The organism is Alteromonas sp. ASW11-130 (genome assembly GCF_026183735.1).
GTDB lineage: Bacteria > Pseudomonadota > Gammaproteobacteria > Enterobacterales > Alteromonadaceae > Alteromonas.
On record NZ_JAPFRE010000038.1, the window covers coordinates 16021 to 39335 of the forward strand.

At 45.1% G+C, this 23315-nt stretch carries 20 protein-coding genes; 8 read left to right on the top strand and 12 right to left on the bottom strand.

Annotated elements, in window-relative coordinates:
* Positions 1 to 12: 12 nt before the first annotated feature.
* Positions 13 to 1119, bottom strand: coding sequence for a CCA tRNA nucleotidyltransferase (locus OPS28_RS13440; RefSeq protein WP_265609981.1), 1107 nt, complete (start codon positions 1117 to 1119; stop codon positions 13 to 15).
* Between the two features lie 391 nt (positions 1120 to 1510).
* Between OPS28_RS13440 and OPS28_RS13445 the strand changes: the two genes are divergently transcribed.
* Complete coding sequence (locus OPS28_RS13445) at positions 1511 to 2422, top strand: ExeA family protein (RefSeq protein ID WP_265609982.1); 912 nt, start codon at positions 1511 to 1513, stop codon at positions 2420 to 2422.
* Complete coding sequence (locus OPS28_RS13450; RefSeq protein WP_265609983.1) at positions 2415 to 3503, top strand: general secretion pathway protein GspB; 1089 nt, start codon at positions 2415 to 2417, stop codon at positions 3501 to 3503. The genes OPS28_RS13445 and OPS28_RS13450 overlap by 8 nt, the downstream gene beginning before the upstream one ends.
* Positions 3504 to 3937: 434 nt before the next feature.
* Here the strand turns inward: OPS28_RS13450 and OPS28_RS13455 are convergent, their stop codons facing one another.
* From OPS28_RS13455 to mutS, 9 genes are all read right to left on the bottom strand, one after another.
* The gene (locus tag OPS28_RS13455) at positions 3938 to 5119 is read right to left on the bottom strand and encodes an HD-GYP domain-containing protein (RefSeq protein ID WP_265609984.1); all 1182 of its coding nucleotides are present in this window, start codon (positions 5117 to 5119) and stop codon (positions 3938 to 3940) included.
* 124 nt (positions 5120 to 5243) lie between these two features.
* Positions 5244 to 5852: a 3-isopropylmalate dehydratase small subunit gene (gene leuD / locus OPS28_RS13460; RefSeq protein WP_265609985.1), complete on the bottom strand. Its 609-nt coding sequence runs from the start codon at positions 5850 to 5852 to the stop codon at positions 5244 to 5246.
* Positions 5853 to 5855: 3 nt separating this feature from the next.
* Positions 5856 to 7250, bottom strand: coding sequence for a 3-isopropylmalate dehydratase large subunit (gene leuC / locus OPS28_RS13465; protein ID WP_265609986.1), 1395 nt, complete (start codon positions 7248 to 7250; stop codon positions 5856 to 5858).
* The gene (leuB, locus tag OPS28_RS13470; protein WP_265609987.1) at positions 7228 to 8352 is read right to left on the bottom strand and encodes a 3-isopropylmalate dehydrogenase; all 1125 of its coding nucleotides are present in this window, start codon (positions 8350 to 8352) and stop codon (positions 7228 to 7230) included. Before leuB ends, leuC begins: the two co-directional genes overlap by 23 nt.
* On the bottom strand, positions 8353 to 9921 hold the full coding sequence (gene leuA / locus OPS28_RS13475) for a 2-isopropylmalate synthase (protein ID WP_265609988.1): 1569 nt from the start codon (positions 9919 to 9921) through the stop codon (positions 8353 to 8355). It lies immediately after the preceding gene.
* A gap of 273 nt (positions 9922 to 10194) precedes the next feature.
* Complete coding sequence (locus OPS28_RS13480; protein ID WP_265609989.1) at positions 10195 to 10869, bottom strand: hypothetical protein; 675 nt, start codon at positions 10867 to 10869, stop codon at positions 10195 to 10197.
* A gap of 115 nt (positions 10870 to 10984) precedes the next feature.
* Positions 10985 to 12277 (bottom strand): phosphopyruvate hydratase, encoded by a 1293-nt coding sequence (gene eno, locus OPS28_RS13485; protein ID WP_265609990.1) that lies wholly within the window; start codon positions 12275 to 12277, stop codon positions 10985 to 10987.
* 65 nt (positions 12278 to 12342) lie between these two features.
* On the bottom strand, positions 12343 to 13974 hold the full coding sequence (locus tag OPS28_RS13490; RefSeq protein WP_265609991.1) for a CTP synthase: 1632 nt from the start codon (positions 13972 to 13974) through the stop codon (positions 12343 to 12345).
* Positions 13975 to 14121: 147 nt separating this feature from the next.
* Positions 14122 to 16668, bottom strand: a complete 2547-nt coding sequence (gene mutS, locus OPS28_RS13495) for a DNA mismatch repair protein MutS (RefSeq protein WP_265610024.1) — start codon at positions 16666 to 16668, stop codon at positions 14122 to 14124.
* 130 nt (positions 16669 to 16798) lie between these two features.
* Here mutS and OPS28_RS13500 point away from each other — a divergent pair, with 130 nt between their 5' ends.
* Together OPS28_RS13500 and recA are read left to right on the top strand one after the other, a co-directional pair.
* Entirely contained in the window at positions 16799 to 17320 is a 522-nt protein-coding gene (locus tag OPS28_RS13500; protein ID WP_265609992.1) for a CinA family protein, read from the top strand.
* 144 nt (positions 17321 to 17464) lie between these two features.
* Positions 17465 to 18502, top strand: a complete 1038-nt coding sequence (gene recA / locus OPS28_RS13505) for a recombinase RecA (RefSeq protein WP_265609993.1) — start codon at positions 17465 to 17467, stop codon at positions 18500 to 18502.
* 99 nt (positions 18503 to 18601) lie between these two features.
* On the opposite strand, the gene OPS28_RS13510 is transcribed toward recA, so the two are convergent.
* On the bottom strand, positions 18602 to 18913 hold the full coding sequence (locus OPS28_RS13510; protein WP_265609994.1) for an EscU/YscU/HrcU family type III secretion system export apparatus switch protein: 312 nt from the start codon (positions 18911 to 18913) through the stop codon (positions 18602 to 18604).
* Positions 18910 to 20859: a flagellar hook-length control protein FliK gene (fliK, locus tag OPS28_RS13515; RefSeq protein ID WP_265609995.1), complete on the bottom strand. Its 1950-nt coding sequence runs from the start codon at positions 20857 to 20859 to the stop codon at positions 18910 to 18912. Before fliK ends, OPS28_RS13510 begins: the two co-directional genes overlap by 4 nt.
* Positions 20860 to 20980: 121 nt before the next feature.
* Here fliK and ccmA point away from each other — a divergent pair, with 121 nt between their 5' ends.
* Genes ccmA through ccmD form a run of 4 tightly spaced genes read left to right on the top strand, consistent with a single transcriptional unit; the run spans position 20981 to position 23304 of the window.
* On the top strand, positions 20981 to 21652 hold the full coding sequence (gene ccmA, locus OPS28_RS13520) for a cytochrome c biogenesis heme-transporting ATPase CcmA (RefSeq protein WP_265609996.1): 672 nt from the start codon (positions 20981 to 20983) through the stop codon (positions 21650 to 21652).
* On the top strand, positions 21649 to 22317 hold the full coding sequence (gene ccmB, locus OPS28_RS13525) for a heme exporter protein CcmB (RefSeq protein ID WP_265609997.1): 669 nt from the start codon (positions 21649 to 21651) through the stop codon (positions 22315 to 22317). Before ccmA ends, ccmB begins: the two co-directional genes overlap by 4 nt.
* On the top strand, positions 22317 to 23087 hold the full coding sequence (locus OPS28_RS13530) for a heme ABC transporter permease (protein ID WP_265609998.1): 771 nt from the start codon (positions 22317 to 22319) through the stop codon (positions 23085 to 23087). Before ccmB ends, OPS28_RS13530 begins: the two co-directional genes overlap by 1 nt.
* Complete coding sequence (gene ccmD, locus OPS28_RS13535) at positions 23077 to 23304, top strand: heme exporter protein CcmD (protein WP_265609999.1); 228 nt, start codon at positions 23077 to 23079, stop codon at positions 23302 to 23304. The genes OPS28_RS13530 and ccmD overlap by 11 nt, the downstream gene beginning before the upstream one ends.
* Positions 23305 to 23315 lie beyond the last annotated feature (11 nt).

The window sequence follows — 23315 nt, forward strand, 5'->3', positions numbered from 1 at the left end:
GTAACATTGTTATTAAGCTGTGCCGCCTTTGTCTGCAAGAATTTGTGTAATTACTTGCATTCGCTGTTTGTTTAACTGGCTTTTGATCGCCGCCCCTTTAAAGCCAGCTTGAATAATAGGTTGAGTATCAACACTTTTTGCCGCATTTAGTGCGTGTAATATAACGGATGGCTGTAGGGCAGGGCAATTATCCATACAAGCCGAAACATCCAGTAAATCGCGGAAACGGTCAGCTTTACGCCAGCCATCCGCCTGATTGAATATATCGAGCAATCGATTGGCTGACACTGGTTGTGTTAATTCAGAAGCAAAGTTTGCGGCAAGCACGGCTAGCTCACAAAAAGAATTGGGCGCTTTTAGTCGCGTACCCAGTGAGGAAGCTTGCTCAGTTGACAAACTACAGGCTAACACAGCGAAACGTATTTCACCTTTAAGCGATCGCTCTGCCGATAGCTTCAACGCGGCCCAAGTGGGTGTATTCAATGCAGCTAATTCGCTTAACCATGGGAAGAGGGCATCAGCTTGCTGAAGTGTATCGAAGTACACCTGCGGATCCCTTTCCATTAAACTTCGCTGGGTCTCGCTCCACACGCGTTCTGCTGACAGATGAGCAAGTTCATCTTGCTTTGCGACCTCTCGCATTAACCGCATGGTTTCCTCTGCGACTGAAAAGCCCAAGTGAGCATAACGAGCGGCAAACCTTGCCACGCGAAATACGCGTAGGGGGTCTTCCACAAATGCATCTGAAACATGCCGTAATAAGCGGTCTGTTAGATCCTGCTGGCCATTAAAAGGGTCGGTAATATGGCCGTCGGCATCTTTAGCCATAGCGTTGATAGTCAGATCCCGTCGCAGCAGGTCTTCTTTAAGGGTAACACTTGCACTGGCATCACACACAAACCCGGTATAACCCCTGCCCGATTTTCGTTCGGTTCGCGCAAGCGCGTATTCTTCTTTGGTTTTGGGATGTAAGAAAACAGGAAAGTCTTTACCTACCTGAGTAAAACCCTTATCAAGCATTTGTTGAGGGGTGGCACCTACAACCACATAATCCTTTTCTGTTACTTTACGGTTTAACAGTTCATCGCGAACTGCGCCCCCGACCAGATAAATCTGCATTTCTCACCTACGTTAGTTTTTATCAGCGCAAGTACGTGTTGGCTGCTGCGATTCAATATTGCAGCGAAAGGTTGTACACCATTACATGCCATTGACCGCGATATTCAATAAGCCAGATAAACAGTTTATAACGAAGCCCAATTGTGCGCTAAACGCAAGCAGCTTCGCTTCTTACATATGCTGAGAATATTACCCGGCGGACCCTTAATTTACTCGCTATCTTCAATACCAGGTCTTAAAATACGCTGAATGCACAAATTTCGTATAGCAGAGATTAACACGCCCTAGTCAGCGCGAGTGAAAAAAGTGAGAATAGTCACGTTATCTTTTGACTTCTGCAAACGCTGTGGTTAGTTTAGTTCGCGATGTATTTTAGGCACTGTTACAAGATATGTATCTTAATTATTTTGGCTTGAACGATAACCCGTTTTCGATTGCACCGAATCCAGATTATCTTTACATGAGCCCACGGCATAAAGAAGCGTTGGCACATTTAACTTTTGGTTTACGTGAAAGCGGTGGCTTTGTGATGTTAACCGGTGAGGTGGGGACAGGTAAAACAACCGTATCGCGAAAGCTATTGCAGCAGTTACCGGATAATACGCAAGTTGCCATGATTCTCAACCCCACCTTATCAGCTATTGAACTGCTCGCTACAGTGTGTGATGAGTTGGGAATTGAGTGTGAATCTGATAAAGCCAGCCTGAAATACTTTACCGATCGCATTTTGGCTAAGTTAGCCAATAATCATCACGCCGGAATTAATACCGTGCTGATGATTGACGAAGCGCAACATTTGTTACCGGAAGTATTAGAACAACTCCGTCTGTTAACTAATTTGGAAACCAACCGCGAGAAACTTCTCAAGGTTGTATTGATTGGTCAACCCGAACTGCAACAATTGTTGAAGCGGCCAGAACTACGTCAGCTTTCTCAACGCATTACCGCGCGGTATCATCTACTTCCGCTTAATTCAGGCGAAGTGAGTGCTTACGTAGAGCATCGCCTTGGCGTAGCGCAAGGTGACATTAGTTTGTTCAGTAAATCTACCTTAAAAGCGATTCATCGGATAACGGCAGGGATACCGCGAGTCATCAATTTACTGTGTGATAGAGCTCTGATGTTATCGTATACCAAACAAAAACCGGTGGTCAGAAAGTCTATTTTTCTCGCGGCAGCAAAACAGATATTAGGTGACGACGTCGTTGGGCAGCGTTTACGTCATGAGCATACCTTATGGCTTGGCCTCGCTTTCACATCCGCATTGATCATAGGTTATTTCATGGGGGGCTGGTATGTCTGAACGCGTATTGATCGAAAAGCTTCACCCGGGCATGGTGATTACTCGTGTGACCCAACAAAATGGGCCTGTCGCTATTCAAAAGTCTGGTTTGGTGTCAAGCGACTCTATGGTTCAGGGGTTGGCTGAAATGGGCGTACAAGAAGTAGAGATTGACCCCGATTTGACTGTCGAGCTTGCACCCAAGGTGGTGAGTCATCAGACCCAAACCCAAGCGTTGCTCCGAGGACAACATGATACGGCTGCACGGTCAGTTGCTACGATGGATAGTGCTATGTCGGATCAATTTAACCGTAGTTTGTTCTTACCTACTGTACAATCTATTCCATCGGTGTGGCAGGTGTACGCGAAAGAAATAGCTTTGTTTCTGCTTATTATTTTAAGCGGATTGGGGATTGGATTCAGTGCTGGCAGTGCCGAGCGCTGGTGGCCAAATTTAGCTTCTTCATTTTCAACACCCGACTCGGTAAGCACCGCAGCTAAAGATAAAGAGGCAATGAACTCCGAAGTCGTGAGCGCTGATATTATAGAAGACTCTGTGGCAAAAAATACGAGTGATAATGCGACTCAGCCGTCCGACTCAATAGCGACGAAAGATAAAACCGATGAAGCTCTCGCTGTGCCAACACCCTCCGCAGAGGTGGCAGAAAATGAAGCCGAGCCCATGATCCCGATAACGAAATCTGAGCCTGCTTATGAAGGCAAAGTATTGAACGAGCCTGTTACAAATAAGGTAGATGTGTCGCCTGAATTGATGGCGAAGTTTAATGAAGCGGTGGAGTCCTTGGCCTTAGAAAAAGAAAATCAAACAGAAGCGCCAAAGTCTAATGTGAAAGTACATTCCGATGTGCAACGGGTTGATCAGTTGCCGGTTAGAATTTTAACACGACTACCAAGCATGAAATTCAGCGCTCACATGTATGCGTCTAATTCGCAAGACCGTTGGGTCAGAGTAAATGGTAAGCAGTTAGGTGAAGGAGACTGGATATCTGATCGCGTGCAAATAGTTAATATTGAAGGGCAGCGAGTTATACTTAACTTCGAAAATGAATTATTTAGCATGGCTGCGTTGACGGATTGGTAGAATAAAACCCACACACTTAGTGCGACAGTGGCTGAACGTTGACAGACCATAGGGGGGAAGCGGCCCAGCAAAGAAGTCGAGCAAGATGAGAGGTCTTTAAAAGGTAATATATTATATTTACCCCCCGGAAGCGGAAGACATTTACCTTTTGCTACATTGAGGTGAGCGGCTATAGTATGCCATCGTCAATACGCGTATTTTAATCAAGCTGCATTCTCTGAAATGAGCATCGCTTTTTTCTCATATCAATAAATATTCTAGAGATCAATCTCTTACAGATGGAGTTAACTGAATTGACCTTTTATCAGTCGAAGCTCAGGTACCTTACTTATCCCACCCGTGCTAGCCGATTGTGGGTGTGCAAATAATTACAACAATATAGATAGTTATCTTCCAGCCCACAATGCTGTGGTAAAACAGTCAGTATCATAAGATTATCGTTCAGGTATTTGACCTACAAAAACCTCGTGGAAAAATTTTGGGAGGTTTAAATTAACATCACCCGGTGTAACACCACTTACTATCTCATCGTGTACCTGGCTTAAATCCATCCGTTTTATCTCGCTGTAGTGTCCAGAATTAATATTATAGAACGTCATGACTACAGGCTTCATCAAATCCTTTTTACCTAGTTGCGCGACTATACCAAGCTTACCGCTTTTTAATTTAACAAGTGAGCCTACTGGATGCACGCCTACGCATTGGATAAACTTTTTGATTAAATCCTTGTCGAGATTATCTTGTTGATTCAAGCGCTTTAGCGCCACAGCAGGCGATACCGCTTCCTGAAAAGGACGGTCAGAAATCATGGCATCATACGAGTCAATAATGGCAGCCATACGAGCAAGCTGAGAAATTTCATCATCTTTAAGACCTTTAGGATAACCACTGCCATCGTTGCGTTCATGATGTTGTTCAATAATGGTCAACACACTTTCAGGGATACCTTCAAATTGTTCAACGAGATCCTTACCTAGCTTGACGTGAGAGCGTATTACCTCCCATTGTTCTTCTGTCAGTTCGCCTTTACTGGTTCGAAGCTCTTCCGGAATTTGCGCCATTCCTATATCCATCAACATGGCACCCATACAAGCATGGTCAATTTCCTCCTGGCTCATGCCTAAATGGCTGGCGAACATCGCCATCAAAATACTGCAATTGATAGAATGTTCGAGTAGGTATTCATCAGCGTCTTTAATCATTGTGAGACACAAAAGCGCATTTTGATTTTCAAACACAGAATTGATGATGCTGGTAGATAACTCTGAAACGGGGGTAAAATCTTTCGGCGCACCCGATTGCAACGCTTTAATTAACTGACTATGTATAGTTAACGCCTGACCATATAAATCATTTGCAGTGGTGATGGATGCACTGCTAATTGACTTAGCTTTTGGTGATTCAGACTTTTCTTCTTCTGGTAGAACTGTTACCGCTGTTTCAATTTTACTTTTACGAACATCAATTTCGACGACTTCGATACCTTTTGTGCGTAACTGATCGATGATGGCTTCACTCTTCACCAGTCCTCTAGAGCGAATTGCCATGGCCCCTGACTGTTTAACAACCTGGGTTACATACATACCGGGTTTGAGATCATCGATGTTTACTTGCATTGATTGTCCTTTTATAAGCTGCAGCTGTTATTTGTATAGTAGTTTTAAAAATAATGATTGGTTCAAATGGAATAGATCCTTTTCTTTTAAATACAGTGTATACCAATTAAAGATTACTGGTGAATTAACTCCAAGCGGGCAAGCGGCGTTCAAACTCCGAAATTTCTAAAGTATGTTCCAGTGTTTGTCCTATCGCGTCCAGCCCTTTCAATAGCCTCGTTTTTGCCGGAACGGGTATTTCAAACCCTATTGTGAGTGTTTCAGAGGTGATTGTTTGAGCGGGCAAATCTATTGTGAAGAGCGAAACAGGCTTAGTAGCAGCGCATTCAAATAGTTTATCTAATGCGTCTTGGGTAAGCGTGATAGGCAAAATCTGATTGTTGATACAGTTGTTATAAAAGATATCAGCAAAACTAGTGGCGATGATGACTTTAAATCCGTAATCTGCCAATGCCCATGGCGCATGTTCCCGGCTTGAGCCGCAGCCAAAATTTTCGCGGGCCAGTAGAATGCTGGCATCAGCATATTCAGGTTTATTCAGTATGAAATCAGGGTTTGGCTGACTGAGATTTCCTTTGATATAACGCCAGTCGTGGAACAGATGTTTTCCATATCCAGTTCGTGTTACGCCAGTTAAAAATTGTTTCGGAATAAGTTGGTCTGTATCCACATTGGCTTTATCTAATGGACATGCGTTACCAGAATGTATGGTAAAACCATTTATATTTGTCATCAATTACATCTCCCTTACGTCGATAAATTTTCCGGCTAATGCAGCGCCAGCCGCCATTGCGGGACTGACTAAGTGCGTTCGAGCCCCTCTTCCCTGTCGACCTTCGAAATTTCTGTTGGACGTAGATGCGCACCGATCGCCGGACTGAAGAATGTCATCGTTCATCCCTAGACACATAGAGCAACCAGGTAACCGCCATTCAAAGCCAGCATTGATGAAAACCTTATCCAGCCCTTCCGCCTCAGCCTGCCGTTTAACCGCTGCGGAACCAGGTACAACGATAGCTGTGACCTTGTCATGGACTCGACCCTTGCCTGCCACCTGTGCTGCGGCCCGGAGGTCTTCTATACGACTATTGGTACACGAACCAATAAACACATGGCTTACGTGTAAATCGGTTAATTTGCTACCAGGAGTGAGGTCCATATATTTGTATGCCTGTTCCGCACTGTTCCGCTCTACCTCAGTAGCAAAATCACAGTATGCAGGAATAGAAGCGGTGATAGGTATTACCTGACCGGGATTGGTTCCCCAGGTAACCTGGGGGGCAATATCGTTGGCGTCAAGCACGACTTCCGAATCAAATGTGGCATCAGGATCCGTATAAAGTTTTTGCCACTGGGCTATAGCACGTTCCCAATTATCTCCACTGGGCGCGTTGGGCCTATTTTTCAGATAGGTGAAGGTTACCTCATCAGGCGCAATCAACCCCGCCTTGGCACCCGCTTCAATAGACATGTTACAAATAGTCATACGCTCCTCCATTGAAAGAGCGCTAATGGCACTGCCTGCGTATTCTATGACATATCCGGTCGCGCCTGCATGGCCAATCTTGCCTATAATCGCTAGCACAATATCTTTCGCAGTAGTGCCTGTACCAAGGGTGCCATTGACAGTGATACGCATGTTTTTAGCACGATTTTGTTTTAATGATTGCGTGGCCAGTACGTGCTCAACTTCAGATGTCCCAATACCAAATGCCAGAGCACCGAATGCACCATGTGTAGCAGTATGCGAATCACCACACACAACAGTAAACCCGGGCAAGATATATCCTTGCTCTGGTGCCATCACATGAACAATGCCTTGATTTTGATGTCCCACTGAGTACAAAGTGATGCCGTGTTTAGCACAATTATCCGCCAATGTCGTTAATTGACGTTTATTGGCAGGTCCGCAGGCATCCAATGCTAAAGAGCGGGTGGAAATACTGTGATCCATAGTCGCAATAGTGCGATCGGGACAACGTACTGTACGTTTTTTTTCGTCTAGTCCCGCAAAAGCTTGGGGAGAGGTCACTTCATGAATAAGGTGTCTGTCGATATATAACAGTGCATCTTCCCCTACATTACAAATATAGTGTGCGTCCCAGATCTTATCGTATAGCGTTTTGCCCATTAGAATGGTGTCCTTCTGCTAAATATTTTACGATGGTATCTCCCACCTGAGAGGTTGATGCAGCGGTATGGCATGTATCTGCTGGGCATAATTCCCGGGTTAACACACCGGCTGCCATGGTATTAATCACGGCGTCTTCTATAGCCTGAGCCGCATCTTGCATGTTTAAGCTATGACGTAGCATTAATGCGGTAGAAAGAATTTGTGCTATCGGATTGGCTACGCCTTTTCCTGCAATATCTGGCGCCGATCCACCCGCCGGTTCATAAAGACCAAAACCTGCCTCGTTCATACTGGCGGAAGGCAGTAGGCCCATAGATCCTGTCATCATGGCGCATTCGTCCGATAGAATGTCACCAAATAAGTTTGAACAAAGGAGTACGTCGAACTGCGCAGGATTACTCATGACTTGCATAGTGGCATTGTCAATGTACATGTGTTCGAGAGTCACCTCAGGATAATGCCTGGCGACATCTTCAGTGACTTCGCGCCACAGACGACTAGTCGTTAGTACATTAGCTTTGTCTATCGAGGTGACTTTCTTATTTCGCTTGGTGGCTGCTTCGAAAGCGGCAGTGGCTATTCGCCGGATCTCACGTTTTGAATAGCGCATCGTATCGAATGCAAACTGCTCCTCGCCTTCACCACTAACACCTTTCGGTTGTCCAAAGTAGATGCCGCTGGTCAGTTCCCGAACCACAACCAGATCTACACCACTGGCTGCGATATCGCTTCTTAGCGGAGATAAACGTTCTAATCCCGCATAGATTTTGGCGGGACGTAAGTTACTGAACAAATCAAAGTGACGGCGTAAAGTAAGTAAAGCAGCTCTCTCAGGACGTTGTTCTGGCGGAAGTGAATCCCATTTCGGCCCCCCTATCGAGCCGAACAATACTGCATCAGCACGTTCACACCCCGTTAACGTTTCCTCTGGAAGTGCAGTACCTGTTTTATCAATGGCAACGCCCCCAACTAAATACGGATTAATCTCGAAGCGAACGTGAAACAAGTCGGCAACGGCTTTTAGCACTTTAATTGCTTCATCCATTACTTCCGGCCCAATCCCATCACCTGCTAATACTGCTATATTGGCGTCCTGCATTTATACTCCTGCTGCCCGTTCTTGTTGAATTTTATGCTGGTCAATTTGGTCCGCTACATGAGTATTGTTCAGTACGTAAATTAGCGCCTTAACACCAGCCTCGACTATGTCAGTGGCCAAGCCAATACCATGAAAACGGCGGGCTTTATAGGATAGGATGACACTTACCTGAGCGAGAGCATCGGCACCTTGTCCTTTGGAGTCCAATTTAAAATCGACCACTTCTACTTCAATATTGCCTAGCATGGTAATAATGGCGTTGAAGGCGGCATCAACCGGGCCATTACCTATCGCTGCGCCAGATTTTTCTTGTTCACCAATTCTAAGAGTGACAGTGGCGCTTGGTACCACTTCACGGCCAGAACTCGCTTGTAAATAAAGTAGCTGGTAGTAAGCCTGTTCGTGTTTTTGTTGGTCAAAGAAAAGTAATGCCTCCAGATCATAGTCATACACTTGACCCTTTTTGTCTGCTAAGTGCAAAAATGCTTGGTATATCGTCTCTAAGTCATATTCAGTGCTCTTATAACCTAACTCTGTCAAACGATGTTTGATCACGTGGCGACCCGAGCGTGAAGTAAGATTCAGCGAGTTTTTATTAATCCCCACGCTTTCCGGGGTCATAATTTCATACGTGTTTTGTGACTTTAAAACACCGTCTTGGTGAATACCGGAAGAATGACTAAATGCGTTGGCTCCCACTATAGCTTTGTTAGCCTGCACTGGCATATTGCAAAGTTGACTAACGAGTTTGGAGGTACGGTAAATTTCGTTAGAGCGGATGTTGGTTTCAAGGTCAAAATGGGCCTGACGGGTTTTCAGGATCATGGCTATTTCTTCTAAGGCAGAATTACCCGCTCTTTCCCCAATTCCATTGATAGTGCATTCCACCTGTCTGGCTCCTTTTTCTATGGCAGCCAACGAATTGGCTACCGCGAGCCCCAAATCATTGTGGCAGTGCACAGATATCACGGCTTTGTCTATATTTGGTACGCGATTGAATAGGGTTTCAATGATTCCGCCAAACTCTGTTGGCGTGGTGTAACCCACCGTGTCAGGAATGTTTACCGTGCTTGCGCCAGCCTGTATAGCGGCCTCAACCATACGGCATAAATAATCGATAGGGGTTCGCCCAGCGTCTTCGCAGGAAAACTCTACGTCATCAGTATAATGTCGCGCATGCTTCACTGCAGCTACCGCCATTTGTACCACTTCATCCTGTGATTTACGTAATTTAGCGTTCACATGAATATCCGAAGTGGCGATAAAGGTGTGAATTCGAAAGTGCGAAGCGACGTTTAGCGCTTCACCGCACGCGTCAATATCAGAAGGAAGGGCTCGTGCTAACCCACAAGGGATTGCATATTTTAATGACTGCGCTATTTTTCTAACCGATGCAAAATCACCGGGGGAGGAGACAGGGAATCCTGCTTCTATGATATCCACACCTAGCCTTTCCAGCGCAAGGGCGATTTGCAACTTTTCTTTCGTACTTAGACTAGCAGGGAGTGCCTGCTCACCGTCGCGTAAGGTGGTATCAAAAAACAGTACTTTATCCTTATTCGTTGTCATCTTCTCCACCCTTTATTTTTTAAGATATAAAAAAACCCGTGCGAGGCACGGGTTTTTGTGAAACTTGGTTGCTAGTCGCAATCTACCCGTGCAGTCTTGCTGCCGTAATGAGTAGAGTGAGGAGGTTTAGTGTTTTCATGCAATTTTATATTAACTAGACTCGTCTTCAATGTAACCAGTGAAAAGAAGTAAGTCAACCTTTGTTTACAAGTTGGCATATAGCTAGAACGTATAAGTTAGCAAGAAATATTGACGTAAGGCTTTGGTTGTGTTTTATGGCTTCTTCCGCAAACGAAAATTTGTCCAGTTTATTTCTGTAGAAAGCAACATTTCTCGTAAAGACAGCACGCGTGGTGAAATTTTTCCACGGTGATTCCAACTATGTCCGCAGCATGCTGCCTGCATGATAGGTTTTGTCGGTTTAAGCATATGGAGGGTAGTTATTTTCTTGCTGACAGGATCGAGAGGATCACCCTCATAGGTAAACCAACCATGCTTATTTAAATGAAGCGTATTATTTTCACGCTGCACTTTATCGACTGAATCTAATTCAATATGTTGATTATTCAATGAAACGACGCGTACGCCAACCACAAGACCATGCAATGCAAATTTAGAAAACCACGCGATAGATTTTTCGCCATCAACGATTTGGCCTGGGCATTTACCCGCTTGTTTTGCCTGCCAGGTACCATTATGGCTGTCTATACCTAATGGTGTTTGATTATTTGAAAGGTAGTATGCTACGCGTCGAACGTGATGGGATAAACCCCCTAAGCGCCTTTTCAATAAGCTAATATTGGTGGGTCCGCGATGGGCGAGGTTGACTAACTCTCGCTCGTACAATGCATTACAGATCTCATTGAACTCGGGATGAAGAGAGTGTTGTTCGCGACTATGCGAAAAAAAATCAGATTGAGGTGTGGACTGGTCGTGATCTGACGACATAGGCAAACAGCGTGATTGGATGTAAACAAGAAGAGTATGCCGATAGCTAACGCTATCGGCAAGTCCCTTTTTACTTTTTACTTTTTACTTTTTACTTTTTACTAATCAGAATCAATTATTGACCTTTGATCTCGGAGCGACCCTTGTACACCGCACTTGAACCTAACGCTTCTTCTATACGAAGTAGTTGGTTGTACTTGGCCACACGATCAGATCGGCAGAGTGAACCTGTCTTAATCTGGCCGGCAGCAGTACCGACTGCTAAATCAGCGATAGTTGCGTCTTCTGTTTCACCGCTACGGTGGGAGATTACAGCGGTAAAGCCAGCATTCTTAGCCATTTGAATGGCTTCTAACGTTTCAGTTAACGAACCTATCTGGTTGAACTTGATGAGTATCGAGTTGCCAATATTCTCATCAATACCGCGTTTAAGGATTTTAGTATTGGTTACGAACAAATCATCACCAACGAGCTGAACTTTGTCGCCAATTTTCTTTGTTAGACTGCTCCATCCCTCCCAGTCGCTTTCGTCCATTCCATCTTCGATAGAAACAATTGGGTAGCGGGTGGTAAGTTCGGCTAAGTAGTCAGCAAAACCTTCGTTGTCGAAGCTTTTACCTTCACCAGACAAATTGTATTTTTTATCCGAGTAGAACTCTGACGATGCGCAATCCAGTGCTAAAGTAATGTCGTCATTCATCTTATAGCCAGCTTTTTCAACCGCTTCAACAATAACGCTCAGGGCTTCTTCGTTTGAGCTTAAATTAGGCGCAAATCCGCCTTCATCTCCTACCGCTGTACTTAGCCCTTTAGCGCTTAATACTTTTTTCAGGCTATGAAAAATTTCAGCGCCCATACGTAGCGCTTCCCTGAAAGAGCTCGCGCCCACTGGCTGAACCATGAATTCTTGAATATCTACATTGTTGTCAGCATGTTCGCCGCCATTGATAATGTTCATCATTGGAACGGGCATGGAATATTGGCCAGGCGTGCCATTTAGGTCAGCGATGTGCTCGTATAAAGCTACACCTTTGTCGGCTGCGGCTGCTTTAGCCGCCGCTAATGAAACGGCCAAAATCGCATTGGCGCCCAAGGTCTCTTTGTTCTCGGTACCGTCCAGCTTAATCATTTTGCCGTCTAGTTCAGCCTGTGCGCTGGCGTCCATTCCTATCAAGGCCGGAGCAATCATGTCGTTGATAGCTTGAACCGCTTTAAGTACACCCTTACCCAAATAGCGTGTTGTGTCTTTGTCGCGTAATTCCAACGCTTCTCGTGAACCCGTAGAGGCGCCAGATGGTGCAGCGGCACGTCCCATCGCACCTGTGTCTAAATACACGTCAGCTTCCACGGTGGGGTTACCACGTGAGTCCATAATTTCGCGTCCAACGATACGAGTGATCTTCGCCATGCTACTTTTTCCTCAACAAATAATGGGGGAGGTCGACCGGAGGACGACCTTTAGCCCAATTCAGATTAATGATTCGCTTTTTGATATTTGCCAGCTGCGGCAACGAACCCAGTAAACAAAGGATGCCCATCTCGGGGCGTCGATGTAAATTCAGGGTGGAACTGACCAGCCACAAACCATGGATGGTCTGGCAATTCGATAACTTCTACAAGTTTTTTGTCGGTGGACAAACCACTCACCTTTAAGCCCGCTTTTTCAATTTGGTCACGAAGATTGTTGTTTACTTCGTAGCGGTGGCGATGGCGCTCGTAGATTTCCGCATTGCCATAAATATCATGAACTTTGGTGCCAGGAATTAAATGACAAAGTTGGCTACCTAATCGCATGGTGCCGCCAAGATCGGATGATTCATCGCGTAAAGCGGTATTGCCATCTGCGTCTAGCCACTCTGTTATCAAACCTACCACCGGATAGGGAGTGTCGGGGTTAAATTCAGTACTATTGGCGTTTTCCATACTCGCTACGTTTCGGGCAAATTCAATAAGTGCTACCTGCATTCCCAAACAAATTCCTAAATAAGGTACATTGTTTTCTCGAGCATATTTAACGGCTGCTATTTTACCTTCAATACCGCGTTCGCCAAAACCACCAGGCACCAAAATAGCATCCAGTTTTTCTAGTATATGCTCGCCTTTGCTTAACACGTCTTGCGAGTCGATATGGTGAATATTTACTGTCAGTCGGTTTTTTAATCCGGCATGTTTTAGGGCTTCATTAACCGATTTATACGCATCAGGAAGCTCCACGTACTTACCAATCATACCTATGTTCACCTCACCGGTAGGATTTGATTCTGCGTACAGGACTTGTTCCCATTCGGTAAGATCGGCTTCAGGACACTCTAATCTAAAGCGGTCAACTACTAATTCATCCATTCCCTGGGCTTTTAATGCCGCAGGGATACGGTAAATGCTGTCTACGTCTTTTAAGGAGATAACTGCTTTTTCTGCCACATTGGTAAACAAAGCAATTTTTGAGCGTTCGGTTGCTGGTAGCGAGCCTACTGAGCGACAAACCAGAATATCAGGTTGGATACCGATTGACCGTAATTCTTTTACCGAGTGCTGGGTGGGTTTGGTTTTCACTTCACCTGACGCTGGCATGTAAGGCACTAATGTTAAATGCATATACATAGCTTTATCGCGACCTAACTCAGTACCTAACTGACGAATAGCTTCAAGAAACGGCTGGGATTCGATGTCACCTACCGTGCCGCCTATCTCGACAATAGCGATATCATGGCCTTGGGCACCATCAATAACGCGGCGCTTAATTTCATTGGTGATATGGGGGATAACCTGAATAGTCGCGCCTAAATAATCACCACGACGTTCACGTTTTAATACTTCTTCGTACACCCGTCCGGTGGTGAAGTTGTTACGCTTCGTCATGTGGGTGCGGATAAATCGCTCATAATGCCCTAAGTCAAGGTCAGTTTCTGCGCCATCGTCGGTCACAAATACTTCACCATGTTGAATGGGACTCATGGTACCTGGATCAACGTTGATATAAGGGTCGAGTTTGAGCATGGTGACAGTTAGCCCCCGTGCTTCCAAAATGGCTGCAAGTGAAGCAGCAGCAATACCTTTACCAAGCGATGAAACAACACCACCTGTGACGAAAATATAATTTGTCATGCAAAACCTAAGGCGTTGGAGTTGGGTAACGTACTAATTTGTGCGAAATAATTAGCACTTAGACGGCGCAATAGTATACCGAAAGAGTAGCAGGCAAACAATCCATTTGCCTGCAAGAGATAGTTGATTTTTCGCTTTGCGATAAATTTATGCCTCACTCAAGCGCTTTAGGGTATACAGTAGATCCAGTGCCTGACGCGGACTGAGCTCATCCGGGCTGATATCGGCCACTGCCTTGTGCAGCGCTGAATCAGGCTGGGGCAAATCAAAATCCAGCTGCGCCGACTGAGCAACAGGCGTCGCTACCGGCGTGGAAGTATGCTGCTGTTGGCTGCTCTCTAATTCGTGTAACTTACGCCGTGCCGCAGCAATAACCGGTTTAGGGACGCCCGCTAATTGGGCTACCTGCAAACCGTAACTTTTGCTCGCGGCCCCGGTTTCCACTTTGTGCATAAACCGGATGACATCCTCATGTTCCATTGCGTCTAGATGAACATTAATGACTTGGGTGTGTACCTCCGCCAATTGAGTTAATTCGAAATAATGAGTAGCAAATAGAGTATAAGCATTAAGCGACTTGGCGAGATAGCTTGCACAGGCCCAAGCAAGAGAAAGGCCATCGTATGTGCTGGTGCCTCGACCAATTTCATCCATGAGTACCAGCGAATGCGCGGTGGCGTTGTGTAAAATATTAGCGGTCTCGGTCATTTCCACCATAAAGGTTGAGCGACCGGAAGCTAAATCATCGGACGCGCCTATTCGCGTAAAAATACGGTCGATGGGGCCAATTTTAGCCTGCTCTGCAGGTACAAAGCAGCCAATATAGGCCATTAACACAATCAGCGCAGTCTGGCGCATATAGGTAGATTTACCCCCCATATTTGGCCCAGTTATGACCATCATGCGCTGCTTTTCATCCAGTGACAAAGGATTAGCAATGAAGGGATCTGACATGACGTGCTCAACCACTAAGTGTCGCCCGGCTTCATATTGCACTACATCTTCGTCCGTAAGCTCAGGGCGGTGTAACTGTAATGAGGTGGCGCGTTCTGCAAAACAGTAGAGAACATCTAATTCGGCTAAAGCCGCAGCGGTATCGATAAGTTCTGAAAGCTGAGGTAACAGCTTGTCAAATAACTGATCGTAAAGTTGTTTTTCCAATGCCAGCGCCCGTCCCTGGCTAGTCAGCACTTTATCTTCATGCTCTTTTAGCTCAGGGGTAATGTAACGTTCAGTGTTCTTTAACGTCTGGCGACGTATATAGTCAGCTGGCACCTGATTGCTGGAAGCGCGACTAGTTTCAATAAAAAAGCCATGCACTTTGTTATAACCTACTTTCAACGTAGCAATACCTGTGCGTTCCCGTTCACGCAGCTCCATTTGATTCAGGTAATCGGTTGCCCCTTGCGATAAATCACGTAATTCGTCTAATTCGGCATTGTAGCCCGGCGCAATTACCCCACCATCGCGGATAACAACGGGAGGGTTATCGACAATTGCGCTGTTTAAGAGAGACTGAAATTCAGGGTATGTATTGATTTGATCTTTGATTCGTGAAATTAATGGCGATGAAAATACAGCTAATTCTTGTTGCAATAACGGTAAAAGATTAAACGCATTGCGTAAGCGCGCAAAATCGCGAGGGCGCGCAGAACGCAGCGCAAGCCTAGCCATAATTCGCTCGATATCACCAATGTTTTTCAAGCTTTCCGGAATTTCTTGATGAGGCTTATCTACAAACGCCTGGACCACATCTTGGCGAGCTATGAGTTCGTCTCGGGAAGTAATAGGCGCATGAATAAAACGTTGTAGCAAACGGCTACCCATAGCCGTCGCAGTCGTATCCAGCACGCTAAACAGGGTATTATCTTGCCCGCCGGACAAGTTATGGGTTAACTCTAAGTTGCGGCGTGTGGCAGCATCAAGCTGCACCAAACTGTTTTGCTGTAACTTATGCAGGCTACGAATGTGAGGGAGAGCCGTGCGTTGGGTATCTTTAACATACTGAAGTACACAGCCTGCAGCACCCAGCCCCAACGTTAATTCTTCAACACCAAATCCACCTAGTTCGCGAGTTTGAAATTGCTCATTCAGCTGAGTAACAGCAGTATCGACGTCAAACTCCCATTCAGGCCGACGACGTAAACCTTTTCGCTGTTCAATTAAGGGTAAGCTAGTGAAACCTTCTGGATAGAGTAACTCAGCTGGATTGACCCGTTGTAGTTCAGCTAATAGTTGTTCATCGCTCGCGCATTCACAAACTAAAAAACGACCGCTGGTGATGTCTAAAGTTGATAACCCATAGCGCCCCTGATGATGGCAAATTGCGGCTAAAACGTTATCTCGCCTCTCTTCCAAAAGAGCCTCGTCAGTCACTGTGCCGGGAGTAACAATACGCTGAACTTGTCTTTCCACCGGTCCCTTTGAGGTTGCAGGGTCGCCTACTTGCTCGCAAATCGCTACAGACTCACCCAGCTTGACCAATCGGGCCAGATAACCTTCAACTGCGTGATAAGGTACGCCAGCCATCGGAATGGGATCTCCGCCTGACTTTCCCCTAGCGGTTAATGAAATATCGAGCAAATGGGCTGCACGTTTTGCGTCATCGTAAAAAAGTTCGTAAAAATCGCCCATACGATAAAACAGCAGAATATTAGGGTGTTGCGCCTTAATAGTTAAATATTGGCGCATCATCGGCGTATGTGATTCCAAAGAATGCCTCGATACTTTAATAAGGTTTATCAGATGTTGCCACCGACCTGCTCGCACTGAAAAACGAAAAGTGTCACAATCAGCTTAAGTCGGCGAATAACGTATTATTAATATGAGCGAGCTATTTTCAAGCCTTTCTGTGCAAGAGTCCAGTACCGATAAAATTTTAGCCATTGGTAAGATGCTGGTATCGCGGTCGTGGCAGGTGAGTTGCGCAGAGTCCTGTACCGGGGGGGGCGTGGCTTATTACTTAACTTCTGTAGCGGGAAGTTCAGATTGGTTCAAGCAAAGTTGGGTAACGTATTCTAATGAAGCTAAACAGACGCTACTAGGCGTCAAGTCCGACACATTGCTAAAGTTTGGCGCGGTATCAGAGCAAACCGTGCAGGAAATGGCAGCGGGTTGTGCGCGACATGCCAATGCTAATATTGCTATCTCCATTAGCGGAATCGCTGGTCCAGGAGGGGGGAGCGTAGAAAAACCCACTGGTACAGTTTGGTTTGGATTCTGGCTGGATGGAAAAACACTTCAAACTCACCACGTTTTTGATGGCGATCGAAATGCTGTGCGTAATCAGGCAATTGCATTTTGTATCGAATTTCTGCACCAATGGCTGGTTGATCATCCAAACTAAAGCTTTACAATTTATTGCATTCAGATGTAAATAATACTTGAGCTGTATAATTATACAGTATAGTATTGTCAGCAATTTCCTATATACCTTTTCTGGCCACCCGTTAACTTGAGCCGGATAGAATACATTCATGAGGATGCTATCGTGAACGACAATAAACAAAAGGCACTTAGCGCCGCTGTTGGCCAGATTGAAAAGCAGTTCGGTAAAGGCGCGATCATGCGTCTTGGTGATAATCAGGCAATGGATATTGAAGCCATTTCTACGGGCTCTCTTACCATTGATATTGCATTAGGAATAGGTGGTTTACCTTGTGGTCGTGTAGTTGAAATTTATGGTCCGGAATCATCGGGTAAAACGACGTTAACCTTACAGGTAATAGCTGAAGCACAGAAAAACGGTAAGACCTGTGCGTTCGTTGATGCTGAACACGCACTTGACCCTGTTTACGCAGAAAAGCTGGGTGTAAACATTGATGACCTACTGGTTTCTCAGCCGGATACTGGTGAGCAAGCATTAGAAATTTGCGACATGTTAGTGCGTTCTGGAGCGGTTGACGTGGTGATTGTTGACTCGGTGGCAGCCTTAACGCCAAAAGCGGAAATCGAAGGTGAGATGGGTGATTCTCACGTGGGTTTACAAGCACGATTGATGTCGCAGGCATTGCGTAAGCTGACCGCAAATATCAAACGCTCTAATACCCTTTGTATTTTCATCAACCAAATCCGTATGAAGATTGGTGTGATGTTTGGTAACCCGGAAACGACTACGGGCGGTAATGCACTTAAGTTCTACTCTTCCGTTCGTTTAGATATTCGCCGTATCGGTGCCGTGAAAGAAGGCGACGAAGTTGTAGGGAACGAAACCCGCGTTAAAGTAGTGAAAAACAAAGTAGCTCCTCCCTTTAAACAAGCTGAGTTTATGATCCGTTATGGAGAAGGGATCAGCAAAGAAGCTGAGTTAATCGATTTAGGTGTCAAACAGAAGCTAGTGGATAAAGCAGGTGCCTGGTATAGCTATAAGGGTGATCGCATTGGTCAGGGTAAAGCTAATGTGATGAAGTTCTTAAAAGAAAACCCTCACATTGCTTCAGAAATCGAAACGAAAATTCGCGCTGAGCTGTTATTAGCTAAAAATGAAAAAGCTGAAGAGACCGTAGGCGAATCTGACGAAGTTTCATAAAATACTGGGATAAATGATCCCTGTACGTTTAATTTTGTAATACTTCTTACCCACTACTCTAAGCGCCTATTTAACTTAAATAAGGCGCTTTTATCCTTTCTAAACAGTCTGATTAAATGAAGGGTTAGTATCCTGCCAACCTTTAGGCATTTTGCCCTGAAGTACGTACGAGTAAGCAATGAGTTCGGCAATAACAAAATAAAGTGCTTCAGGAATTTCCTGACCTAAATCTAATGTGGCCAATGCTTCGCTTAAGTGAGGATCCTCATGTATAAGGACCCCACTTTTTTCTGCAAGGGCAATGATTTCGTCTGCCAGGTCACCAAAGCCTTTAGCTATCACCAATGGCGCCTGCTTATCCCCGGTGTTACCGTACTTTAAACCAATCGCGCGCTTGTTTTTGTCTTTCATGCGTGCGTCTCAAAAAGTTGGTAGGGACTTTCGCCTAGCGTTTCAGGAATTTTTCCACGTTGATAACTTGAATGTTCGATTGTCAGTCCCAGCTCAGATAAACGTTTAAGCAGCATCGGCAGAGTTTCTTTTATTTTACTTAAGAGCGCGTCAGATGAGGTATATAAATGTAAATTCAGGGTGGTAGATGACACTTTGCTTTTTACTAGCAGTTTTCCAAGTTCGTCTATGTCAAGTTTCATGGTGAAATTCCACACTTTACTCCCCACATCAGTGCTATTTTCATTATTGTTATGGTGATCTTCACGCTTTAACAATACTTCTGGGGGCGCCTGATTTTGGCTATTGACAGGTAGGACGTAATAAAAACTTTCCTGACCCTGTAATCGATGGTCGACATTTGTTAGCTTATGTTGTCGATGATTCGCCAGCAGCGTTTTGATATTTTCCAACATTTGTCGCTGGCCATCGAGTCTTGAAAACTCTTGACTGACTTTTGACGCTGGGCCTGCTGTTCCTAACTGAGCTAAGCTTTTACTCAAAAACGAGCCCTCTTTATCTGCCAATGCGCCCAATTGGGGCTGGTTACGGATGGCCCGGCCGGCAAATGTCATCTGTAAAACTGCTACCAGTCCGCTAACAAAATTGGATTGTGTCACTGGTGAAATTAAAGCCTGGTTGGAGAGCGGTAACGAAGGGCTTGAAAACAGTGCTTGCAGTGATTGCAACGAGGGCGGTTTTGCGGGTGTGTCTGCTGCGTTTGAAGGTGAACTCACTTTCAACGCACCACTTTCCTCCGCCACTAATCCTTGAGTCAATTGCTGAGACAACCCTTTCATTAAAGCGATAGTGTTGGCAGATGTACTAGAATTTGGTGAATTCAAAGTTGTAATTAGCTGATTAAGGGCTTCTCTGGTGGAACCAGTCTCATTTAGCAAACGCCGGGATAATTGCACGATAGCGTCATGTACTTGCGACTTTGTCATGGACTCTATGCTCTGTGCAGAAATTCCTTGGGATTTGCTTATATTTGTTTCACCGAGTTTGGATGGAAGAGGGTCAAAGGGTACGAGTTGTGGTAATGACTTAATATTCTCAGATCCCGATAGTATGGGGAGTGTACGCGTAACCTCTTTTGAGAGCGCCAGCTTGGCTATTGCCTGGCTATGAAAAGTGGTAACAGCAACTTGATTATTTTTTAACGTAAGCGTGATCGGTGATGAGCCGGATGAATTTATAGATGCTAACCCTACTTTATCTACTATCCCTTTTAATAATTGCGGCGAGATACTTACCCCCCCTGTCAGCTGCATTTTGGTAAATTGTTGCGCCAAAATATGATTTGGGCTTAATTTAATTTCCGTGATTAGCGTATTTTTAGGGGCGGGTGAGTTGATGCTAACGCGGAGTTCATTCGCGGTAGGTTGACTCAGGGAGAGTTGAATTTTGTCGCCTTGGGTTAAGTTAACTGATTGACTAAGAGATACGTTGACGATAGGACTGCCGGGTAAGGCTAGTCTTAATGAAATTTGACTACCAGGTGCATGAACGACTGTTGCTTGAATGGTTCCTGTAGATAGAGATGTGTTCACAGGGATAGCCCTACTTACCGCTTCGGCAATTTTATTTGCTTGTTCAGGGCTAACTGCCGCTCTATGGGTCAACGATGTGTGTTCAATCAATACTGGTTTAGGGTTAATCGAACTAGATGTTCGTGCTAACTGGTGTTGCGCCCCATCTTTAAAGGAAAATGATGAGGGTACCTTGACATGAAATGCATCTGAAATGTTGGTTGACTGAGGTTGCAATCTCATTACTTGGTCGGGCAGGCGGGCCAAAGCAACTTTCGCCTGTAATTGTGCAGCATTGTTTGTAACGCTATTAGCCGTACCTGTATCAGGGCCTTTGGGGAAGCTGCTGCCGTCCAGGGGAATGTTTAAATTCATTTACGCGCTTACCTAATTTATAAACATCTCATATGTAGTGTAATTCAGTTAATCATAAAATTCTGAACTGATCACGAATTAGGCGCAACAGTGCCAATGTAGATTGGTATTACCTTCTGATATGGTAGAATGCCTGCCGAATTTTCATTCTCATGGTACGGAGCAAAGGTTGTCAGGTCTGGTCGGAAATAATTTAACCTGTTACAAACAGGACAGATGTTTATTTCAAAACCTCAGCATCCGGTTACAGCCTGGAGAATTGGTTCATTTGACAGGTCCAAATGGTGCCGGGAAAAGCTCGTTAATAAGAATTCTTGTCGGATTATCTACGCCAGATCGCGGAAACGTGAAGTGTGATGGTATGTATACGACAGACCCTGCTTTTGCAAAAAATATACTGTTCATTGGTCACAAAGCGGGCTTAAACGGTTTACTAAGTGCTGAAGAAAATCTTACTTATTGGTGCGCCCAGCACGGTCTGAATGTTACCGGTAAAACAATTCATAATACTCTCGAAATGATGAATTTAGTTGGATTGGAAGCAGTTCCCATAAAATACTTATCAGCAGGTCAACAACGACGAGTTGCACTCGCCAGGCTATCGCTCAAACCTGCTACCTATTGGATATTAGACGAGCCTTTTACTTCACTCGACACGGACGGTATAGCCATGATGGAAGTAGCACTTGCTAATCACGTTAGTAATAACGGTGCAGTGATAATTACTTCCCATCAATCACTATCTGGACGCGCAGGCCCCTACCGTACAGAACAATTGGATTATCAGTTGTGAGCGAATTATATAACGGCATTATCAAACGAGATTTGAAACTGGCATTTCGGCAAAAGTCTGAGTTGATGCAACCCCTCATGTTTCTATTAATTGTGGTTACGTTATTTCCATTAGGAATTGGGCCTGGTCCCGATACGTTACAGCGTATCGGGCCGGGCGTGATCTGGATTGCGGCAATATTGTCTTCTTTGCTGGGAATGGAACGGTTGTTTCGAGACGATTTTGCTGATGGCTCTTTAGAACAAATGCAACTAAGTGGTTTACCACTTTATCAGATTGCGTTATGCAAAATTGTCACCCATTGGCTGATCAGTTTTATGCCTTTGCTAATGCTATCGCCTTTATTAGCACTATTTCTAAATTTAACGCTATCGATGTATCTGGCGCTGATCGTTACGCTGTTGCTGGGAACGCCAATTATTTCATTAATTGGGGCTATTGCTGTAGGATTAACCACCGGATTGCAACGGGGTAGTCTGCTGCTAGCACTACTATTGATTCCAGTCTTTATTCCCTTACTTATTTTTGCCACCTCAGCAGTGGAATCTGCGGCTATGCAATTACCTTATGGGCCACAAATTGCTATCATAGCCGCTATCATGTTGCTGGCGCTTGCGTTATCACCTTTCGCCGTGTCGTATGCTTTAAAGGTTAGTCAGAACTAATGTGGAAATGGTTACATCCTTACGCTAAAACAGAAAAGGCCTATCAGCTTTGCAGTAGCTTATCGCCCTGGTTTTGGACAGGGGCAATAATATGTTTGCTTATTGGGACGGTCTGGGGATTAGCTTTTGCTCCTTCAGATTATCAACAAGGTGATTCTTTTCGGATTATTTATATTCACGTACCTGCCGCTATTCTATCCATGAGTACTTACGTAGCGATGGCAGTCGCTGCACTTGTGGGGATTGTCTGGCAATGGCGTACAGCTTTCATGTCGATGATTGCTCTGGCCCCAGTGGGCGCGCTCATGACTTTTATTGCCTTATTCACTGGGGCTGCATGGGGAAAACCTATGTGGGGAGCCTGGTGGGTATGGGATGCTCGCTTGACCTCAGAATTAATTTTGTTATTTCTTTATTTTGGCGTGATGGCGCTTTACAGCGCGTTTGACGATAAGCAGCAAGCTGGAAAAGCCGCGGGCGTGATGGCGCTGGTTGGGGTAGTAAATATTCCCATTATTCATTACTCAGTCGAGTGGTGGAATACGCTGCATCAGGGCGCCACTATCAGTAAATTCGACAAACCCTCAATTGCACCAGAGATGCTGTGGCCATTGTTAATCAATTTACTGGGTTTTGCTTTGTTCATCGGTGCTGTTACGGTAGTTAGGTTGCAAAATGAAATTGTTCGCCGTGAGCTACATCGGCCGTGGGTACAACAACTAGCTTGCAGTAAATTAGACGCAAATTTGGAGCACAACGATGCAGTTTGAATCCCTCAATGCCTTTCTCAATATGGGGGGGTATGCGCTGTATGTATGGTTATCGTTCGGGGTCACCTTTTTAAGCATGGGAGTGTTGGCGCTGCAAACGAAGGTAGAGAGCAAAGTATTGTTACAGAAGGTTCTAAAAGAGCAGCAGCGACGCCAGCGTATCAAACTGGCAAGGCAGAAAAAGCCTGCATATTCAAATATGAAATCTGATTCATAAGAGACGTTAAA